Origin of the sequence: Sphingorhabdus sp. EL138 (genome assembly GCF_900258045.1) — a bacterium.
GTDB lineage: Bacteria > Pseudomonadota > Alphaproteobacteria > Sphingomonadales > Sphingomonadaceae > Parasphingorhabdus.
In genome coordinates this window covers 331,167-349,132 of the sequence record NZ_OGVD01000002.1, presented here as the reverse complement: position 1 = coordinate 349,132, position 17,966 = coordinate 331,167, and the positions used below count along the sequence as shown (strand labels likewise).

The window sequence follows — 17,966 nt, the reverse complement described above, 5'->3', positions numbered from 1 at the left end:
GGAACAGCCCCCCGCTGTCCCGGCCCGCTTTGATCAACGGGAGAGTTGATCAGAACTTGAAGCTGGCCTCCACAAAGACCTGGCGGCCACGGTTTTGGGTGACGACAAGATCATCACCAACACCGGGCTCAAGGAATGGACGGCCACCGCTAGTGTTGATCCAGATTTCATCGGTCAGGTTCACACCGACCAGTGACAATTTCCATGCGCCGTCAGGATCACCCACTGAAATGGAACCATCAATCGACACGTAGCTATCTTGCTTAAGATCGGTCAGTGAGTCTTCGTTGGTGAAATAGGACCCGCTATATTGCAGATTGCCGTTCAATCCCAACTCAAAGGCGTCGCTCATGGGAATGGACCAGTCAAACGCGGCATTCGCAGCAAATTTCGGTGCACGCGCCGCTGCCCGACCGTTGATATCCTCACCCGATGTGGTTACGAAGGGTGCGGTAAACTCAGCATCCGTGTAAGCCAGTGAACCGGAAAGGTTCAGACCGTCGACCGGTGTCCGCCATGCCCATTCCACATCGACACCTTGGCTCGTCAGCTGACTGGCGTTGAAGGTTTGGAATTGAATAGTCGTCGCATCGAAATTCTGTACCTGCAGATCATCGAACACATAGTAGAATACCGATGTATTCAGGGTGACGCTGCGATCAGCAAATTGCGCCTTAACGCCAACTTCACCGCCAAGACCGGTTTCCGAATCATAGATCAAGGAGTCGAAACTGCCGGCTGCAGCTGCGGCTTGCAGTGAATTTGATGGCAACGCACTGTTGTCAATACCGCCCGATTTAAAACCTGTCTTAAATGCAGCATAAATATTGATATCTGGCGTTGCTTGATACCTTATCGAGACCTCAGGCGAAAAGTTCGAGTCCGAAAAGTTGATTGGCCCAGAGAAGAAACCTTCAGTTACAAACCCCGGACTATCCACAAAAACACCAGCTGGTAGTGGATCACCTGTTACTGGATCATTGCCAGTAAACTCCAGCAGATTGTGAAGATATGGCACACGTATTGTGTTCACCTTTTTCTCGTCGGTCCAGCGAATACCGCCGGAAATCTGCAACTGATCTGTCAAATCCAGTGTGATGCTACCGAAGAAAGAGAGAGCTTCTGTTTTTGTTTTGTGCTGCTTGAGCCAGTCATATGTTGTACCGGTTCCGTTTACAAGTCCTTGGAAAACCGGAGCATTGACCGCCGACACCGGCTGTGTGGGGTCGGGGATCGTAAAAATAGGAAGCGTAGGATCGGCTGCTGCGAAAGAGATGTTCACGGCTTGCTGCGATGTGTTGAAGTCTATTTCACGGCTTTCATAAAAAGCGCCGATCATAAAGTTGAAGATGCCATCATAATCACTGGCAAGCCTGAACTCCTGGGTAAATTGTTCAATTTTATTTTCGGGGTCACTACACCCGGAGCCCGCAGGCACGCCTGGTCCAAAAGTCCCGACATAAGCATAACAATCAGTATCGACAGCATCCATACCAAGATAGCCGGAAACCGAAGAAATCGTCAGTGTGTCCGACACATCAAGATCCCATTTCAGCCGACCGAAGAAAATGTCGGTCTCGCCGTAGGGAATACCATTTTCAAACCTGCCCTGACCGGCAGAACCATCTGGTAAACGCCCGGACAAAGCAGCAGCAGCGTCGACATGATGGTAGAGACCATCACGATCGTTACAATCTGCATTGGAAGGAATGACGAGTCCACCTTGTAGCAAGAATACTGGATCCGCCACGCCATTTGGTCCGCAGTTAATATCGGAATGCGCAATCGCACCGTCATTTTCATTCTTGATATAGTTCAATTTCAGATTGGCGTTGAAATTGTCAGAAGGGTCCCATTGGAAAGTCAGACGACTGACGAAGTTTTCCAAGCCGCGACTTGTCCGGACTGAACCATTGGGATTAAATGCCGGTGTGCCGGGTGCCAAGTCCACATAATCTTCGATATTGTTGAACTGCGCCGCCAATCTGACGCCAAACGTATCTGAAATAGGCCCGGAAATATAACCGCCAATGGTCGTGCCATTTTCCTCAAATTCCTGAGAAACCTTGACGCCCACTTCCCAATCCGGCGTTGGATTAGCGGAACGAACGGAAAACACACCAGCCGAAGCACTTTTACCAAAGAACAATGACTGCGGACCTTTGAGCACATCAATTTGTTCGACATCGAAAAAGCCTGCTTGAACAAGGCGCATGGTGCTGATCTGCACGCCATCGAAGTCAAAGGCCACGGCAGAGTCAAAGGAAGCCGAAATATTGGATGAACCGACGCCGCGCAGACTGATCTGGCCACCCGAACCGGAGCCACCCACCTGAACATTCAATGCGGGAACACGGCTTACCACATCGGCAATTTCATTAACCTGAAAGTTTTCCAGCGTATCGCCGCCAATGGCTGTCACCGTTACGGGCACTTCCTGCAGTGTTTCCGTCTGCTTACGGGCGATGACCGTAATGACGTTACTGTCATCTTCTGCAACTTCATCCTGCGCATAGGCCGGGGCAGCAACGCCGGCGAAAGCCAGACTTGCTGCAGAGCCCATCAGCAATCCCCGTACTGATTTGCCTGAAAAGATAGTTTTGTGGTGTTGTGATTGTTTAGTCATCGCTCTCTCCCAAATTCCCCGGTCGCGGACCAGAGTCTCATCCAAAATAACTGGCGGTTTTTCCGCGCTAATTATGGGATCATCTTAAGCAGGAGTTTACAGACGCTCTGCTAGCCAATTTGATAGCAAATATGCCAAACTGTGATATTCGCGCAACATTATGAGCAATGCCCATCCGGAATCCGCTACGGATACTAGCGATAATGGGTATTGCCATGATTGGGATCATCACCGCCTATACTATCCAAAATGCAGGTTTGGGAGAGGTTAATATGGGTCGTTTGGAAGGTAAAATCGCGATTGTCACAGGTGCCGGTTCTGGGCTTGGCAAAGCTATCAGCGAAACATTCGCTCATGAAGGCGCCAAGGTTGTGGTGACCGATGTTAACACCGAAAATGTTAAGGCAGTGGCTGCGGATATTGGCCCAGATGCGCTTGCCTTGCATCAGGATGTTGCAGATCAGCGGCGTTGGGCGGAGATATTTGACGAGACCGGCAAAGCCTTCGGAACGCCCCATATATTGGTCAACAATGCCGGTTTGGTTATACCCGCCACTATTGAAGACTGTACCCTGGAACAGTTTCGTCTCACCAATTCGGTCATGCTGGAAGGCGTTTTTCTCGGTTGCCAGACGGCTGTTCGTGCGATGAAAGACAATGATCAACCAAGCTCGATCATCAACCTGAGTTCGATGGCAGCACTGCAGGGCTACTCTCCGTTTCTGGCCTATGCAGCAGCAAAGGGCGGTGTGCGATCGCTGACCAAATCGGTGGCGCTGCATTGCAAGGAACAAAATTATCCGATCCGCTGCAACAGCCTGCACCCCGCTGGCATCGACACCCCGATGGTCCGGCAGGCTGCTGTAGGAGCAGAAGGCGATCCGACACCTGAAACAGGGATGATCCCGCTCGGCGGATTGGGCCACCCCAATGATGTAGCCGAACTATGCGTCTATCTGGCCAGCGATGCGTCGCGCTTTATGACGGCAGGAGAATATCCGGTGGATAACGGCACGTTGTATCAGCCAAGCTGAACGGTCATGCGTTGCCCGCACCCATCACGCGCGCCATTTCGCCCTGAAACTGACCGAGATCGAAATAGTCACGCCATTTAGCGATCTTGCCGTCTTCAATTTCAAACGTCCCCATCACCCGGATTGCAATCCACTGCCCGTCAATCCGGAACTTGTCGGTCCGTTCCGTCAGCACGACATTCCCGTTGGTTGCAATATGATGGGTTATCCATTCCGCCCCATCCGATCCCATGCCGGAGCCTTCGAAAAAGGCGCGCACCGCGTCAATCCCTTCGCAGGGTTCCATCGGGATATTGTGGTAGAAAATATCATCCGCCATCGCCGCGTAGATGGAGTCATAGTCCATCCGGTTCCAGCTTTCGATAAAGTCGACGACGATTTGTTCGGCAGCATTTGACATCGCGAAACTCCTTATTCCTCGGGTGAAACGTCCAGGATCATCTTGCCCTGATTGCCGCCGGAGAACAGCTTCATGAAAGCATCATAGCTGTTCTCGATACCTTTTTCGATATCCTCGTCATGCTTGATTTTACCCTCGGCCAGCCATTGCCCCATCTGCGCAATGCCCTCAGGAAAGCGCGGCGGATAATCGCGCACGAGGAAACCCTTGATCGTCGCCTGACGCGAGATCAGATACCACAGGTTACGCGTGCCCACAGGCTCCGGACTGTTGTACTCGCTGATCAGACCGCACAGCACCATCCGGCCATATTCGTTAATCGAAGCAATGCCCGCATCCATGATGATGCCGCCGACATTCTCCCAGATGATATCGACCCCATCGGGCGCGGCAGCTGCAATTTCAGCTTCCAGTTCAGCCTGGCTTTTGCCGCGATAATCAATTGCTGCATCAAAACCATAGTCATCCACCAGCTTTGCGCATTTGTCGGCACCGCCAGCGATACCAACGACCCGGCAACCTTTGATCTTGCCAATCTGTCCCACAAGTGATCCGACCGCACCAGCCGCGCCAGTGACCAATAGGGTTTCACCTTCCTTCGGCTTGCCGTCGTCGATCATCCCGAAATAGGCGGTCATACCGACTGCACCGAGTACCGACAGGAAATTGGTCGGCGATGGCACGAGTGATGCGTCAACGGGTGAAGTGAAGCCACCCGCCTCAACCACCGAATATTCTTCCATCGCGGCCAGACCGACAACCCACTGGCCGACCGGAAAGTCGGGATTTTTGGAAGCATGGACGCGGCCCACGGCGCTGGCGCGCACGGCATCGCCCAAGGGGATTGGCGGCATGTAACTTTCTGCGTCACTCATCCAGCCGCGCTGGGCGGGATCGAGTGAGATATAATGATTGCGCACAAGGAACGATCCTTCAGCCAGTTCCGGCAGATCTTCTTCCACAAGAGCGAAATCACTGGGCTTAGGTTCACCGTCGGGGCGGCTGACGAGGGTGAATTTGCGGTTTTTGGTCATGATCGTTTCTCTTCTTAAACCTTATGGGATTTCTTGATTTTTTTAGCCAGTGACCATTTGTGGACTTCGGTCGGGCCGTCATAAACACGGAAAGCGCGGACTTCGCGGAAGACCTGCTCAACGACCGTGTCCTGGCTCAGACCGGTGCCGCCCATGACCTGCACGCATTTGTCGGCAATGCGGAATAAGGCTTCGGACACCGCGACTTTCGCCATCGAACTTTCGGTTGTGCCGATATCACCGGTGTCGAGCACCCGCGCGCACCAGTCGATCATCAACTCCGCTTGCTTCAGGTCAATCTGGTTTTCCGCCAGCATGAAGCCGACGCCTTCATGATCGACCAGCGGTTTGCCAAAGGCCATCCGCTTGCAGGCATAGTCGGTGGCAATTTCCTGCGCCCGGTCACAGCAGCCGAGCCAGCGCATACAATGGGTAAGCCGTGCCGGTGCCAGCCGGACCTGCGCATATTTGAAGCCCTCACCACTTTCGCCAAGCATCTGGTCAGCGGGCACCCGCAAATTGTCGATGTTCACAACCGAATGGCTACCGGGCATGGAGCTGTCGATCGTGTCGAGAACACGCTCAATGGTGATTGCCGGATCGGGTAGATCGACGAGGAACATGCAGGCGCCGTCATCGGACTTCGCCATAACGATCCCTACGGTCGCGCCCTTGGCCCCGGTGATGAAGGTCTTGCGGCCATTGATAACCCAGTGATTGCCGTCCGGTTTGGCGGTGGTCTGCATCATCATCGGATCAGAACCGGCCCCATTTTCGCTAGCCGGTTCGGTCATGAAGAAGGCTGAGCGGGTGGTACCTTCGACCAGCGGTTTGAGGAAATGCTCTTTCTGCTCCGGCGATGCGCATTTGCCGAGGAGGTACATATTCCCTTCATCCGGCGCGAAGGTGTTGACGGCCAGCGGGCCGAGTGGCGAAAGTCCTGATTTGCGCAACACCAACGCAGTTTCCAAATGCGTCAAATGGCTGCCGTCTTGTCGAATATGCGGCGTCAGGACACCGGCTTCTCTCGCCAAGGCCCGCATCTCCTGCACCAGTTCATCGGTCGGTCCGTGATCCTCGCAGCGCGGGTCTTTTTCATAAGCGAAGATTTTGTCGCGGACAAAGGTTTCTACGTTGTCGGCAATGGTCCGGGCTTCGGCGCTGATTTCGTGGTTCAATTATTGTTCCTTAAATATTCTAGCAACGTGCTCCGCACTTGATGCGGAGCCTAGGATGGCTGTTACGCCCATCTTACCTGGGCTCCGCATCAAGTGCGGAGCACAAGCTCTTCAGGAATACAGCAAAACCTCAACGCTGCAATATCGTCACGGCGGACACACCCGGTGCGCCATAGACCTGCGTGTAGGCGGTTTTCGGATCACCCGGAACCTGCCGTTCGCCAGCGGTCCCGCGCAGCTGCACGACATTTTCGTAAACCTGCCGCAAGCCGGAAGCACCAATTGGCTCTCCGCAAGCCAGACAGCCACCATCGGTGTTCACGGGCAAGGCCCCGTTTATCTCGGTCCGGCCCTCGATCAGCCATTTTTCCTGATCGCCATGCGGACAGAAGCCATTTTCCGCCATGTGCATAATCTCTGCGCCGGACTCGGTATCCTGAAGCTGTGCGACATCAATATCTTCCGGTCCCATGCCTGCCTGTTCAAAGGCTGCCTTGGCTGCGATCTCGGTCGCCGTCCCGCCGCGCTCATTGTCGATGGAGGCGGCAAAAACCTCGAACGATCCCGGTGGCCGCGTCCGCATGACGGAGGTCTTCAGACGGATCATCGGACCGCCCAGTTCCTTCGCCTTTTTCTCGCTCGCAAGGATCAGAGCCACCGCGCCTTCAGCAGGCGAACAGAACATATATTTGTTGAGCGGGTCGCTGATCATCGGCGCGTTCATGATCGTTTCCAGATCGACTTCACTGCGCCGCCAGGCATGATCGGTCTTGGCGCCATTGCGAAAGGCTTTCTCCGAAACCCGCCCGAGTGCCTCTCTGCTCAAGCCGTTCTCATGCAGATAGCGCATGATCTTCGCGCCGAAAAACTGCGTGGTCAGCATATAGCCAGCTTCGCCATACCAATTGGGTAGCCCATAAGCGCCCGGGTCCGCGTTAAACGCACCTCGGGGGTGCTTGTCGAATCCGACGGCCATGCCAATCTCATATTCGCCCGACTTGATCGCGCTCGCCGCAGCGTTCAGTGCTGAGCCTCCCGTTGCGCAACCATTGGAGACATTGATAAACTGAATTCCGGTCAACCCTAGTTTCGACACCATGGTATCAGCAGCACCGGAGGCAGCCGAGCCACCAAATGCAAATTCAACATCTTCCCAGGCGATGCCAGTATCAGCCAGCGCTTGTCTAACGGCATAGACGCCCTGATCCATGCCATCACGGCCTTCGGTCCGGCCAAAGGGATGGATACCCGCGCCCACTATGCATACGTCGCTCATTGCAATTTCTCCTCAAACAGGCTGGAAAGCGTGGATCATTTTTTGCTCGCTGGCCGGCGCATCCGGGTCCAGCGGGATGGCAGTCAGTTCCACTTCCATTCCGATTTTAACATCTTCCGGTTCAACACCCGTCAGCCGCGATTCCACCATCGTCTGGCCCGGCAGCGAAACATAGGCGACGATATAGGGTTTGAAATTCTCAGGATCAGCCGGACCCGCATAAGGCGTTTTGGGCGGGAAGCGCTGCACGGTATAGGTCCACACGGTGCCCCGCGAAGCCAGCGCTATCGGCTCGATATCGTCATTGGGCGTCAACGGCAGCGGGAAAGATATATGGCCCGTCTGCTTGTTTCGCGCGCCAACCAGAGCGGTCATATTGTCGTCGGTGAACAGATTATCTGCAATTGGCTGCGCGTTCATTCGCCCTCTCCTTTATTGCTGGGGACATTAGGGCAAAGCATGATGCCCAATAACTGCCAAAACGGCTAGGCTAAGCCTTCAGTAACCGGGATGAACGGCGAGCATCCCGCCGTCGACCAACAGGTCGCTGCCGGTCACGAAAGCCGCATCATCGCTGGCCAGATAGACTGCCGCGCCGGCCATATCCGCCCCCTCACCCATGCGATTCATCGGCGACATGGCGGCAACCCGGTCATAAATGTCCGGTACAACCTCTTTTGCCGCATCGATAATCCCGGTATGCGTGCCGCCCGGCACGATATTGTTGCAGCGAATGTTGAAGCCGGATTGCGCGCAATGTACTGCAACGGACCGAGTCAACATACGCACGGCGCTTTTGGAAGCGGTATAGGTCACGTCGCCGGGAAGCGCTGCAAATGCTGATGTCGAGGCGATGTTTATAATCGACCCCGATGATCCGCCGGGATTCTGCTTCATCGCCTTAATCGCATTCTGACACCCGAGCATCACACCGGTCAGATTGATGCCGAGCAAATGGTGCCAGCTTTCCAGATCAATATCCTCAATCGATTTGGCTGCCACAATACCGGCATTGTTGACGAGAATATCGAGACGGCCAAATTCCGATTGCGCTTTGGCTACCACCGCCTGCCAGCGCTCCTCGCCTGAAACATCCTGTTCCATGAAAAGCGCACCGGCTTCATCGGCGACCTTTTGACCAAGCTTCACCTGAACATCGGTGGAAAGCACTTGCGCGCCCTCTTCGGCAAAGCGCTTCACCATCGCGGCGCCAATACCAGATGCGCCGCCGGTAATAATCGCCGCTTTTCCTTGCAACCGCCCTGTCATATCATCTCTCCTCAAGTCCCTATCAATTTAGGGAGACGCCGGTTTCTACCCTGCGCCTCTATTATTCATGCCGTTCTTCAGAAAGGAAGCCTCATGCCAACGCCCGAACATATGACCGAGATCGTCAATAGCTATCTGGCAGCGATTAATGCCGGCGATATGCAAGCGGTGATGGAAATTTATGCCGACAATGCCGCTGTCGAAGATCCTGCCGGTACCGAGCCGAAAACGGGATCCGAGATTCTGACATTTTATCAAAATGCGTTTTCCGGCGGCGCCAAAGTTGAATTGACCGACAGCATCAGAATAAGCGCAAAGACTGCGGCCTTCCCGTTTCGTGCAGAGATTGGTCAAGGGGATGGCAAGGTGTTGATCGTCGAAGTGATTGATATCTTTGAATTTGACGAGGTGGGTAAAGTTGAGAAAATGACGGCGCATTTCGGCCCTGCAAACATAACGATGAGCGAAGGTTGAGCCGTCTTTCAAAGGGTCAATAGCCGGAGCGCTTCGCCAACCGATCTGCATGGAAACCGGCATCGCCAAACATCTGCTGGGCGACATGGACTCGTTTGAAATAAAGGCCGACATCATATTCGTCGGTCACTCCAATGCCGCCATGCATCTGGATTGCTTCCTGGGTGGATAGTTGCGCGGTCATGCCCGATTTGGCTTTCGCCATGGAACAGGTAGCGGATGCGCTTTCAAAATCATCGTCAAGCAATTGCAGGGATTTGAGCACTGCTGATTTGGTCATCTCTATCTCGGTCGCGAGATGCGCGGCGCGGTGCTGCAGCCCCTGGAACGAGCCTATTTTCTGGCCAAATTGCTCGCGTTCTTTCAGATAATCAGTGGTAATCGCAAAGGCCTGTTGTGACGATCCGGACATTTCGGCGCCCAATACCGCACGGCCGGCGGACAAAATGCCTTCCAGGGCTTCATAACCCTTGTCGACTTCACCCAATATATCATCGCCCGTAACCTCAAGGCCATCGACCTTGATATTCGCTGCATTGCGACTGTCGATCATCGGCGTGTGCGTGCGATCAATCTCTTCTGCATCCGCATCAACCAGAAATAATGTGATGCCCGATGGATCATTAGCTTCACCCGAAGTGCGGGCCGCGATTATCAATTTGTCGGCAACATGGCCGTCCGCGACAAAGGTCTTTGCGCCAGATAGTTTATAGCCATTGCCATGCGGCGTAGCGGCAAACTCGACATGTTCCGGGCGGTGCCGCGGTCCTTCATCAACGGCCAGCGCGAACAGGGTCGAACCATCACAAATCGAGCCCAGATGCTCTTCTTTCTGCTTGGTCGTGCCGTAACGCTGAACAGCGGTTGCGCCCAAGACAGAAGTCGAGAAAAACGGCGAAGCGGTAAGGTTCCGGCCCATTTGTTCAGCCAGAACACCGGCGCCGACATAGCCGAATTCGCTGCCACCAAATTCCTCTTCAACAATGATACCGGCCCAGCCCATGTCGGCCATTTCTTTCCACAAGTCCCGGCAAAAACCGTCCGGATTTTTGCTATCCCTAACCTCACGAAACGCCGCAACTGGGGCATTTTCGGTCAAAAACCCATTGGCTGCATCTTGCAACATTTCCTGTTCTTCGGTGAGAATTAGGGACATAGCTATCTCGCCTTCTTACGCGCTGGGTAGTTCCAAGACGCGCTTGGAAATGATGTTGAGTTGAACCTCGGTCGTGCCGCCAAGGATGGAATAGGCGCGATTGTAGAGCCACGTGTTCGCCAGGCTGCCATATTCAATACCGTCAGGGCCAATGGTCGCAGCGTCGGTTCCGCCAATGTCCATGCGTAGTTGGCTGCCTTTCTTGGTCAGTTCAGACGCCGCATATTTCAGCATGGACGATTTTGCGCCCAGCCCGTTTCCGGCATTGGCCTCGTCATTCAGCCGCTCAACCGTCAGGTTATAGGCCCAGTCATCAATTTCGGCCTGGGCGATTTTTTGACGCAAAGACGGATCATCCAAACGCCCGGTTGCATCCACGCCAATTTCTCCTGCGGCATAGCCACCCAGATTTTCCGGTCCCGTCGCGCCGCGCAGTGGCGACATTGTACCCAGCATGCCGCGTTCGTGCACCAACAGGTTTTTCGCGACATCCCAGCCGCGATTAACCTCGCCAACGACCGATAAGTTATCGTCGCCATAAGCTTTCGGAACTTTCACATCATCAAAGAAAGTTTCGCAAAAGGGCGAATGGCCGGAGATGAGGATAATTGGCTTCACGCTAATCCCCTCACTGGCCATATCCATCAGGATGAAAGTAATACCCTTATGTTTCGGCGCGTCAAAATCGGTACGGACCAGGCAGAATATCCAGTCAGAGATATCGGCATTGGACGTCCAGATTTTCTGGCCGTTGATCAGCCAGTGATCGCCCTTGTCCTCACATTTGGTTTTGAGCGAAGCGAGGTCAGAACCCGCACCCGGCTCCGAATAGCCCTGACACCAGCGGATTTCACCGCGCGCAATCGCTCCCAGGTGCATCAGTTTCTGTTCGTGCGTGCCAAAGGCCAGCAAAGCGGGGCCGAGCATGGATATGCCAAAGTTGCTGAGCGGCTTGCGCGCGTTGATCCGGTCGCGCTCTTCGGTAAGAATCTTCGCTTCGTCGGCTGACAATCCGGCGCCACCATATTCCTTGGGCCAGGTCGGAACCGTATAGCCCTTGGCCAAAGCGGCCTCGAACCAGCGTTTCTGGGCCTCGGACTGGAACTCCCATTGACGACCACCCCAGCATTGATTCTCTGCTGTAATGTCACCGTCACGCATTTCTTCCGGGCAGTTTTCTGCCAGCCAAGCCCGTGTTTCCGCGCGGAACTGTTCCAAATCGCTCATAATTTCCCTCTCGTAATCAAACCGTCATATTGCAGACTGCGAAAGGCTGGCACTGCGCAAATAGTTAGCCCGAAGGAAGAACCAGCCCAGTAGCGCGTTAGTCGAGCCGCAACATTTGCTTACCGAAATTCTGGCCCGCAAACAGCCGCTTCAGCGTATTGGGAATATTGTCGAAACCTTCCTGAATGTCTTCCTTGAAGGTGATTTTTCCTTCCTTGATCCACTGACGCATCCGTTTTTGCGCTTCGGGATATTCGCTCATATAATCGAGCACGATAAAGCCGGACATCGTCCCGCGCTTGAAGATCAGGTTGAAATAATTTTCCGGACCGGCCGGCATATCGCCTTTTTCATAGCGGGAAATACCACCGCAAATCACAACTCGGGCGTGCATGGCGATATGGGAAAGCGCGTCGTTTAATATGCTGCCGCCAACATTGTCGTAAAAGACGTTGATAGACTGGTTGCAAAGCTCTTTCAGCTTTGCGCGAACATCTTCGTTTTTATAATCAATCGCATGATCATAGCCCACATCCTGGGTCAGCCAGTCACATTTTTCCTTACCACCTGCGATACCAATAGTCCGGCATCCGGCAATTTTGCCTATCTGTCCGACCATCGATCCGGTTGCACCTGCCGCACCGGAGACAACCAATGTGTCACCCGGTTGTGGTCGGCCGTGCTTGAGCAAGCCGAAATAGGCCGTCATACCGGTCGTTCCCAGCGCGCCGAGATTCGCGCCCAGCAATTCATCATCAGGAACCTTGTTCAATTCACTGCCGGGAAGCATGGCATAATCCTGCCAGCGCAGCATGCCCATGACCTTGTCTCCAACCGCAAATTTCTCATCGCGCGACTCGACCACAGTGCCGACACCGCTGCCGCGCATGACTTCACCAATTTCGGTCGGAGCAACATAGCCACCGATATTTTCCATCCAGCCTTTTTGCGCAGGATCGAAGCCGAGAATCTCGTTCTTGACCAGCACATGACCTTCCGCAACTTCTGGCACCGGGGTAACGACTTTCTTGAAATCATCATCCACCAGCCCGCGGCCTTTGGGACGTCCGTTGATCAGCCACTGTCTGTTGTCGGTCATTATCTTCTCCCGTTTCGCAATATTGCAGCCTGATAGATCACGGAAGGTCCATGATATAACTGGCAGCTTTGATAGCCGCCCGGGGGTAGCGATTTTCCGATACTGTGGCATATCGCGTACATGAAGAAATTTCTCGCCTTCACGGTCTTGCTGATCCTTCTGCTTATCGGAGCCGGTTTTCTGGCTCGCACTTTTCTCGGCTGGAACGACGGAATGAACGAAGCCCGTTCGGAAATTCATGCGACCACGCTCGACGACAGGCTCTGTGTTGCGGGCGGTATTGGATTGTTCCGGGTGCTCGACAGTTGCGAAACGCTGGATTTGAAATCGGGCAGCTGGTCGTCCTGCGGCAAACTGCCACGAGCGCTGCACCATGTGGCGATGGCTGCCGATAACCGGTATGTTTATGCCTCGGGGGGATATGTCGCGTTGCCGTTTGAAGCGGATCAGGAGGCCGGCCTTTTTCGCCATGATCCTGCAACCGGCACCTGGACTGAAATCAGTAAGTTGCCACATCCAATCGGCCAGCATGCGATGACCCATTTTGCCGACGCGCTCTACCTGGCTGGCGGGCAGAATGACGGGAAAGATCTCGACACAATGTGGCGCTATGAAATCGCGGCCGACACATGGTCAGCCATGCAGCCGATACCGATGGCGCGCCATTCCCATGCCATCGCCCGTTCCGGGCCGCTGCTATATATCACCGGCGGACGCAGCGCCGAATTTGGCACCGAGATGACGCAGGTAGACGTCTATCATTTAACCGAAGACCGTTGGGAGAGTTTGCCAGACATGCCCATCGGGCGCGGCGGCCATGGCGCCTTTGTCGATGGCAACCGACTTCATATATTTGGAGGCGAGTCGCTCAGTGCCGGAAAGGTCCTTGCTGATCATCACATATTGAATCTTGAAACCAGGCAATGGTCTTCCGGAGAGCCTCTTGGTCAGCCCCGCCATGGCTTCGCGGTCAGCGATCGCGAAATATCGGGTGGTATTACAATCGTTGGCGGCGGTGCGCGACCGGGAATGGAAACCATCTATTCCGTAACCGGTACGGCTCAGACACTGGCGATAAAACCAGAAGCATGAGAATCTGATAGTATTCAGCGGAGAGGAGAACGAACATGAGGACCAGCAATGATGAAGGCGTCCTGCTCTACGCCTTTACCTGCGGCTATATCACCCTGCCGATGAGCTTCTTTCTGGATGGCGAACCGGGCAAGGCCAAAGTCCCGGCCTGCGTCTTCCTGATCGATCATCCCGGCGGTCTGGTGCTCTTCGATACCGGCTTCAGCGACCGGTTCATTGGCCTGGAAAAAGGACTCGGCAAGATTGTTGATATGCCACAGGGCGAAAGCATTGCCGATCGATTGCGTGCGCTCGACATTGATCCGGCACAGATCGACTATGTCATCAACTCGCATCTCCATATCGACCATGCCGGCGGCAACGCCCTGATTCCCGACGCCACCATCATCGTACAGGGTCCGGAATGGGATTTTGGCATGACCGGTGAAGACACCGCTTATGACCTGCAAGATTTTGACACCGGCCAGCCGGTCAAGCGCATCGCCGGAGACCATGACCTGTTTGGTGACGGCACTATCGTTATTTTTCCAACAGCAGGCCACACACCCGGCCATCAATCGGTTCGGGTGAAGACGGCGACCGGCGAAGCCGTGCTTGCTGCCGATTGCTGTAATATGCGGCGGTCCCTCGATGAGATGCACCTGCCCGATCATTGCTATAATGTGGATCAGTATCGCGGATCGCTCGAGAAACTCTCGCAACTAAGGCGAAACGGAGCGCGAATTTTCTATGGGCATGACCCGGATTTCTGGGCCACTATTCCGCAGGCGCAAGCTCTCGATCTGGGCGGCCCTGAAGCAATCTGAAAAAGGCCCTACTCCCTATAACAATAGTGGCGAGCGCCCCTGCCTGCGCTATGAAGAATTGAGAGCAAATTCCCCGGCAGAGGGTAATCATTAAAGGAGCGAAGCCTTGAGCGATACACAGATGGCAGACAAAGATGTGCTGATTGACATCTTTACCCGAGCCGACCTGATCATGCAGTCGGACATCAAATTCCGCAAAATGATCGGCGCCGGACAGTTGCAGATCGTCTATTATCCTGTCCGCGGACAGGAAGTGGTCTCTGCCGCAATGATGGCGGCGGTCAATCAGGAAGATTATCTCGTCACAATCTATCGCGGCCTCCACGATCAGCTCGCCAAGGGCATTCCTTCGAAAGACCTCTGGGCCGAATTTGCTGGCAAGATGGCAGGAACCTGCAAGGGCAAGGGCGGGCCGATGCATATCACTCATCCCGAAACCGGGGTGATGGTGACGACCGGCATTGTCGGATCGGGCATTCCGATTGCCAATGGTCTGGGTCTGGCCAGTCAGCTGGAAAAAGATGGCAAGGTGACGGTCTGCTGCTTTGGCGATGGCGCCTCCAATATCGGTGCATTCCACGAAGGCCTGAACATGGCGCAGATCTGGAAACTGCCGGTAATATTCCTGTGCCAGAACAATCATTATGGTGAGCATACCCATATGCGCGACACCACGGGATCCGAAACCATCAAGCAGCGCGGCGATGGCCTTGGCCTGCGGTCTGTGCGGGTCAATGGCAATGACGCCAGCGAAATGTATGCCGCAGCAAAAGAGGCTGTCGAATATGCGCGCGCCGGAAACGGACCGACATTGATCGAGGCAATGACATTCCGCTTTCACGGGCACCTGCTGGGAGATACCAGCCACTATATCCCCGAAGACGAAATGGAGCAGGCACTGAAAGACGATCCAATGCCGATATTGCGCCAGCAGCTGCTCGACATGCAGATTAGCGAGACAGACATCGCAGCTATTGAAGCGAAAAATGCGGCAACGATTGAAGAAGCCGCCCAATTTGCGCTCGACGCGCCATATCCTCCAGGCGATGAATATCGCATCGATGTTCTCGACGTGGAGATTGCAGCATGAGTGAGAAACCAGCAGAAATCATGTTCGCCCAAGCCTGTAACATGGCGATGAACAAGGCCATGGCAGATGACGACAAAGTCATTCTGCTCGGCGAAGATATTGCGGACGAACAGGGCGGCGGAGTGTTCAAAGTCACGGCTGGCCTGTCTGCTCAATATGGAACAGACCGGGTCCGCTCGACGCCGATTTCGGAGCAGGCAATTGTCGGCGCCGCCGTTGGTTCGGCATTGGTAGGTTACAAACCGGTCGCGGAAATCATGCTGATGAACTTCATCACTGTGGCTATGGATCAGATTGTCAATCACGCCGCAAAATTACGCTTCATGTCGGGCGGCCAGACAAGCGTGCCGCTGACCATTCGGACCACGACCGGCGCAGGTACAGGCCTGGGCGGCCAGCATAGCGATATGCTCGAAGCCTGGTTAGCTCACGTACCCGGCCTGAAGGTGGTTGCGGCCTCCAATCCGGCAGATGCCTATGGTTTGCTCTATTCGTCGATCATGGACCCCAATCCGGTAATCTTTATCGAGAATACACCGACATATTTCACCAAGGGGCCCGCTCCTGCACCCGACCATGTTGTCCCATTGGGCAAAGCGTCTGTTCCGCGCGAAGGAACCGACATCAGCCTGATCACCTATGGCCGCGGTGTCGGCGCATCTCACGCGGTGGCCGAAAAGCTCGCAGGCGAAGGAATTTCCTGTGAAGTCGTCGACTTACGCACTATCGCACCATTTGACGAAGAAACTGTGTTGAAAAGTGTCGCCAAGACCAAGGCTGCCGTGGTCGTCCATGAAGCCGTGAAGAATTTCGGCACCGGCGCGGAAATCTCTTCACGCATTCACGAAGAATTATTCTCTGAACTCAAAGCGCCTGTCGGCCGGGTCGGATCTGGCTATGCGCCAGTGCCCTTCTCTCCCGCCATCGAGAAAGCATGGATGTTCAGCGAAGATGATATCGAACGCGAAATTCGCAAAATATTGGGGTAAAAATGGCTACTGAAATACGCATACCTAAACTGGGTTTCAGCATGGAAGTCGGGACGCTGGCAGAATGGCTTGTACCTGATGGTTCCGACGTGACCGAGGGGCAGGAAATCTATGCCCTGGAAAATGATAAATCGACGCAGGAAGTCGAATCTCCTGCCACCGGAAAACTCAAAATCCTGATCGATACAACAGGGGAAGAATATCCGGTTGGCGAACTAATCGGTACGATTGAATAAGCATCCACAAAGACGGCTGGCCAAAGCCCTACCAATATTAATAGTAATGTTTGGTTGACTGCAAAACCAAACAACGCGACAAGTGACGCAAATCGAGAGTCCAAATAAGGGCTCCTGGGAGGACGAGCGTTACTATGGCTGAGAATTTCGTCGCAGAAATACCTGATGTTTCAAAGGCTACATTTCGCCGGAATGTGGACAGTGTTACTATCACCAGCGCGGCGGAAATCAGATCTGCTGCAGAAGCAATCCACAAGATCGCACAATCCTATGGCTTTCGCATTGCCGTGAGCGCGGACATCTCCTCAAAAGCCCATTTGGTCGATGCTGAAGGCGAACTTATCAACAAGGATATTTTTGGCTGGGTCGCCGAAGGCGAGCGCTGGTGGGAAGATACCAGGCTGGCACTCAGTTCGCCCCTGCCCCGCGCCTGCCGTTATGAAAGCGAGCCAATCTGGTGCAATGCCGATGGCTTTCATGGCCATTGGCAAAACGAATATCTGGACGAGATTGACCTTAAGGATTTTTACGAAACCGGTGCGACCGCCAAATCCGCTATCCTGATTCCGGTTCACCTGCCATTCGGTCAGATCGCTGCGGTCAGCTTTACACCAATAGATTATAGCGTCACTGATCTGAGTGAACCTTATCGAATATACTCGGATTTTCTATCCATCGTCACCAGCCGCTTTGTCACCGGCTATGTGCTGGCGATGCGCAAGAAACACCGGATGCCGACCAATTGCATCCTGTCCAAACGCGAAGCGGAATGCCTGCATTGGGCCGCCATCGGCAAAACCGACAAAGAGATCAGCATGATCCTGTCGCTCAGCCATGCAACGATCCGCTATCACGTTAATCGTGCCGGGCAGAAATTGAACAGCGTCAATCGGGGCCAGACGATTTTCAAGGCTGGCCAGCTCGGCTATCTCGGGGCGACCGACTAACCTGCTATTGGTTCGTCATCCTGAACTTGTTTC

General features: G+C 54.2%; 18 protein-coding genes. 8 read left to right on the top strand and 10 right to left on the bottom strand.

Annotation, left to right across the window (positions count from 1 at the left end; genetic code table 11):
• Nucleotides 1-49: 49 nt before the first annotated feature.
• Nucleotides 50-2,626: a TonB-dependent receptor gene (locus DK507_RS05095; protein WP_109355289.1), complete on the bottom strand. Its 2,577-nt coding sequence runs from the start codon at nucleotides 2,624-2,626 to the stop codon at nucleotides 50-52.
• A 203-nt stretch (nucleotides 2,627-2,829) separates the two neighbouring features.
• On the opposite strand from DK507_RS05095, the gene DK507_RS05090 reads away from it, so the two are divergent.
• On the top strand, nucleotides 2,830-3,660 hold the full coding sequence (locus tag DK507_RS05090; protein ID WP_254054263.1) for an SDR family oxidoreductase: 831 nt from the start codon (nucleotides 2,830-2,832) through the stop codon (nucleotides 3,658-3,660).
• A gap of 4 nt (nucleotides 3,661-3,664) precedes the next feature.
• On the opposite strand, the gene DK507_RS05085 is transcribed toward DK507_RS05090, so the two are convergent.
• The 6 genes from DK507_RS05085 to DK507_RS05060 form a co-directional block, all read right to left on the bottom strand.
• Complete coding sequence (locus DK507_RS05085; protein ID WP_109355288.1) at nucleotides 3,665-4,060, bottom strand: limonene-1,2-epoxide hydrolase family protein; 396 nt, start codon at nucleotides 4,058-4,060, stop codon at nucleotides 3,665-3,667.
• A gap of 11 nt (nucleotides 4,061-4,071) precedes the next feature.
• Nucleotides 4,072-5,094 (bottom strand): NADP-dependent oxidoreductase, encoded by a 1,023-nt coding sequence (locus DK507_RS05080; protein WP_109355287.1) that lies wholly within the window; start codon nucleotides 5,092-5,094, stop codon nucleotides 4,072-4,074.
• 14 nt (nucleotides 5,095-5,108) lie between these two features.
• Nucleotides 5,109-6,272, bottom strand: a complete 1,164-nt coding sequence (locus DK507_RS05075; protein ID WP_174209020.1) for an acyl-CoA dehydrogenase family protein — start codon at nucleotides 6,270-6,272, stop codon at nucleotides 5,109-5,111.
• A gap of 130 nt (nucleotides 6,273-6,402) precedes the next feature.
• The gene (locus DK507_RS05070; RefSeq protein WP_109355286.1) at nucleotides 6,403-7,548 is read right to left on the bottom strand and encodes a thiolase family protein; all 1,146 of its coding nucleotides are present in this window, start codon (nucleotides 7,546-7,548) and stop codon (nucleotides 6,403-6,405) included.
• 12 nt (nucleotides 7,549-7,560) lie between these two features.
• Nucleotides 7,561-7,968: a Zn-ribbon domain-containing OB-fold protein gene (locus DK507_RS05065; protein ID WP_109355285.1), complete on the bottom strand. Its 408-nt coding sequence runs from the start codon at nucleotides 7,966-7,968 to the stop codon at nucleotides 7,561-7,563.
• 78 nt (nucleotides 7,969-8,046) lie between these two features.
• Nucleotides 8,047-8,817 carry an SDR family NAD(P)-dependent oxidoreductase gene (locus tag DK507_RS05060; RefSeq protein WP_109355284.1) on the bottom strand — a complete coding sequence of 257 codons (771 nt, stop codon included), beginning with the start codon at nucleotides 8,815-8,817 and terminating at the stop codon, nucleotides 8,047-8,049.
• A 93-nt stretch (nucleotides 8,818-8,910) separates the two neighbouring features.
• Between DK507_RS05060 and DK507_RS05055 the strand changes: the two genes are divergently transcribed.
• Complete coding sequence (locus DK507_RS05055; protein ID WP_109355283.1) at nucleotides 8,911-9,291, top strand: nuclear transport factor 2 family protein; 381 nt, start codon at nucleotides 8,911-8,913, stop codon at nucleotides 9,289-9,291.
• A 16-nt stretch (nucleotides 9,292-9,307) separates the two neighbouring features.
• Here the strand turns inward: DK507_RS05055 and DK507_RS05050 are convergent, their stop codons facing one another.
• The 3 genes from DK507_RS05050 to DK507_RS05040 all read right to left on the bottom strand — a co-directional run bounded on the left by DK507_RS05050 (nucleotide 9,308) and on the right by DK507_RS05040 (nucleotide 12,773).
• Nucleotides 9,308-10,447, bottom strand: coding sequence for an acyl-CoA dehydrogenase family protein (locus DK507_RS05050; protein ID WP_109355282.1), 1,140 nt, complete (start codon nucleotides 10,445-10,447; stop codon nucleotides 9,308-9,310).
• 15 nt (nucleotides 10,448-10,462) lie between these two features.
• Nucleotides 10,463-11,674: an acyl-CoA dehydrogenase family protein gene (locus tag DK507_RS05045; RefSeq protein WP_109355281.1), complete on the bottom strand. Its 1,212-nt coding sequence runs from the start codon at nucleotides 11,672-11,674 to the stop codon at nucleotides 10,463-10,465.
• Between the two features lie 97 nt (nucleotides 11,675-11,771).
• Nucleotides 11,772-12,773, bottom strand: a complete 1,002-nt coding sequence (locus DK507_RS05040) for an NADP-dependent oxidoreductase (protein WP_109355280.1) — start codon at nucleotides 12,771-12,773, stop codon at nucleotides 11,772-11,774.
• A 120-nt stretch (nucleotides 12,774-12,893) separates the two neighbouring features.
• Here DK507_RS05040 and DK507_RS05035 point away from each other — a divergent pair, with 120 nt between their 5' ends.
• The 6 genes from DK507_RS05035 (at nucleotide 12,894) to DK507_RS05010 (ending at nucleotide 17,933) form a co-directional block, all read left to right on the top strand.
• Nucleotides 12,894-13,865 (top strand): kelch repeat-containing protein, encoded by a 972-nt coding sequence (locus tag DK507_RS05035; protein ID WP_109355279.1) that lies wholly within the window; start codon nucleotides 12,894-12,896, stop codon nucleotides 13,863-13,865.
• Nucleotides 13,866-13,900: 35 nt separating this feature from the next.
• Nucleotides 13,901-14,671, top strand: a complete 771-nt coding sequence (locus DK507_RS05030) for an N-acyl homoserine lactonase family protein (protein WP_109355278.1) — start codon at nucleotides 13,901-13,903, stop codon at nucleotides 14,669-14,671.
• Nucleotides 14,672-14,777: 106 nt separating this feature from the next.
• Nucleotides 14,778-15,761, top strand: a complete 984-nt coding sequence (locus DK507_RS05025; protein ID WP_254054262.1) for a thiamine pyrophosphate-dependent dehydrogenase E1 component subunit alpha — start codon at nucleotides 14,778-14,780, stop codon at nucleotides 15,759-15,761.
• Entirely contained in the window at nucleotides 15,758-16,750 is a 993-nt protein-coding gene (locus DK507_RS05020) for an alpha-ketoacid dehydrogenase subunit beta (protein WP_109355277.1), read from the top strand. The genes DK507_RS05025 and DK507_RS05020 overlap by 4 nt, the downstream gene beginning before the upstream one ends.
• A 2-nt stretch (nucleotides 16,751-16,752) precedes the next feature.
• Nucleotides 16,753-16,986, top strand: coding sequence for a biotin/lipoyl-containing protein (locus DK507_RS05015; RefSeq protein WP_109355276.1), 234 nt, complete (start codon nucleotides 16,753-16,755; stop codon nucleotides 16,984-16,986).
• A 134-nt stretch (nucleotides 16,987-17,120) separates the two neighbouring features.
• Nucleotides 17,121-17,933, top strand: a complete 813-nt coding sequence (locus DK507_RS05010) for a helix-turn-helix transcriptional regulator (RefSeq protein WP_109355275.1) — start codon at nucleotides 17,121-17,123, stop codon at nucleotides 17,931-17,933.
• Nucleotides 17,934-17,966 lie beyond the last annotated feature (33 nt).

Coding starts and splice junctions, on each gene's coding strand:
- DK507_RS05040 (WP_109355280.1), bottom strand. CDS start 12,773: ATGACCGACAACAGACAGTGGCTGATCAACGGACGTCCCAAAGGCCGC.
- DK507_RS05030 (WP_109355278.1), top strand. CDS start 13,901: ATGAGGACCAGCAATGATGAAGGCGTCCTGCTCTACGCCTTTACCTGC.
- DK507_RS05095 (WP_109355289.1), bottom strand. CDS start 2,626: ATGACTAAACAATCACAACACCACAAAACTATCTTTTCAGGCAAATCA.
- DK507_RS05010 (WP_109355275.1), top strand. CDS start 17,121: ATGGCTGAGAATTTCGTCGCAGAAATACCTGATGTTTCAAAGGCTACA.
- DK507_RS05050 (WP_109355282.1), bottom strand. CDS start 10,447: ATGTCCCTAATTCTCACCGAAGAACAGGAAATGTTGCAAGATGCAGCC.
- DK507_RS05045 (WP_109355281.1), bottom strand. CDS start 11,674: ATGAGCGATTTGGAACAGTTCCGCGCGGAAACACGGGCTTGGCTGGCA.
- DK507_RS05060 (WP_109355284.1), bottom strand. CDS start 8,817: ATGACAGGGCGGTTGCAAGGAAAAGCGGCGATTATTACCGGCGGCGCA.
- DK507_RS05085 (WP_109355288.1), bottom strand. CDS start 4,060: ATGTCAAATGCTGCCGAACAAATCGTCGTCGACTTTATCGAAAGCTGG.
- DK507_RS05015 (WP_109355276.1), top strand. CDS start 16,753: ATGGCTACTGAAATACGCATACCTAAACTGGGTTTCAGCATGGAAGTC.
- DK507_RS05090 (WP_254054263.1), top strand. CDS start 2,830: ATGGGTATTGCCATGATTGGGATCATCACCGCCTATACTATCCAAAAT.
- DK507_RS05070 (WP_109355286.1), bottom strand. CDS start 7,548: ATGAGCGACGTATGCATAGTGGGCGCGGGTATCCATCCCTTTGGCCGG.
- DK507_RS05080 (WP_109355287.1), bottom strand. CDS start 5,094: ATGACCAAAAACCGCAAATTCACCCTCGTCAGCCGCCCCGACGGTGAA.
- DK507_RS05055 (WP_109355283.1), top strand. CDS start 8,911: ATGCCAACGCCCGAACATATGACCGAGATCGTCAATAGCTATCTGGCA.
- DK507_RS05065 (WP_109355285.1), bottom strand. CDS start 7,968: ATGAACGCGCAGCCAATTGCAGATAATCTGTTCACCGACGACAATATG.
- DK507_RS05035 (WP_109355279.1), top strand. CDS start 12,894: ATGAAGAAATTTCTCGCCTTCACGGTCTTGCTGATCCTTCTGCTTATC.
- DK507_RS05020 (WP_109355277.1), top strand. CDS start 15,758: ATGAGTGAGAAACCAGCAGAAATCATGTTCGCCCAAGCCTGTAACATG.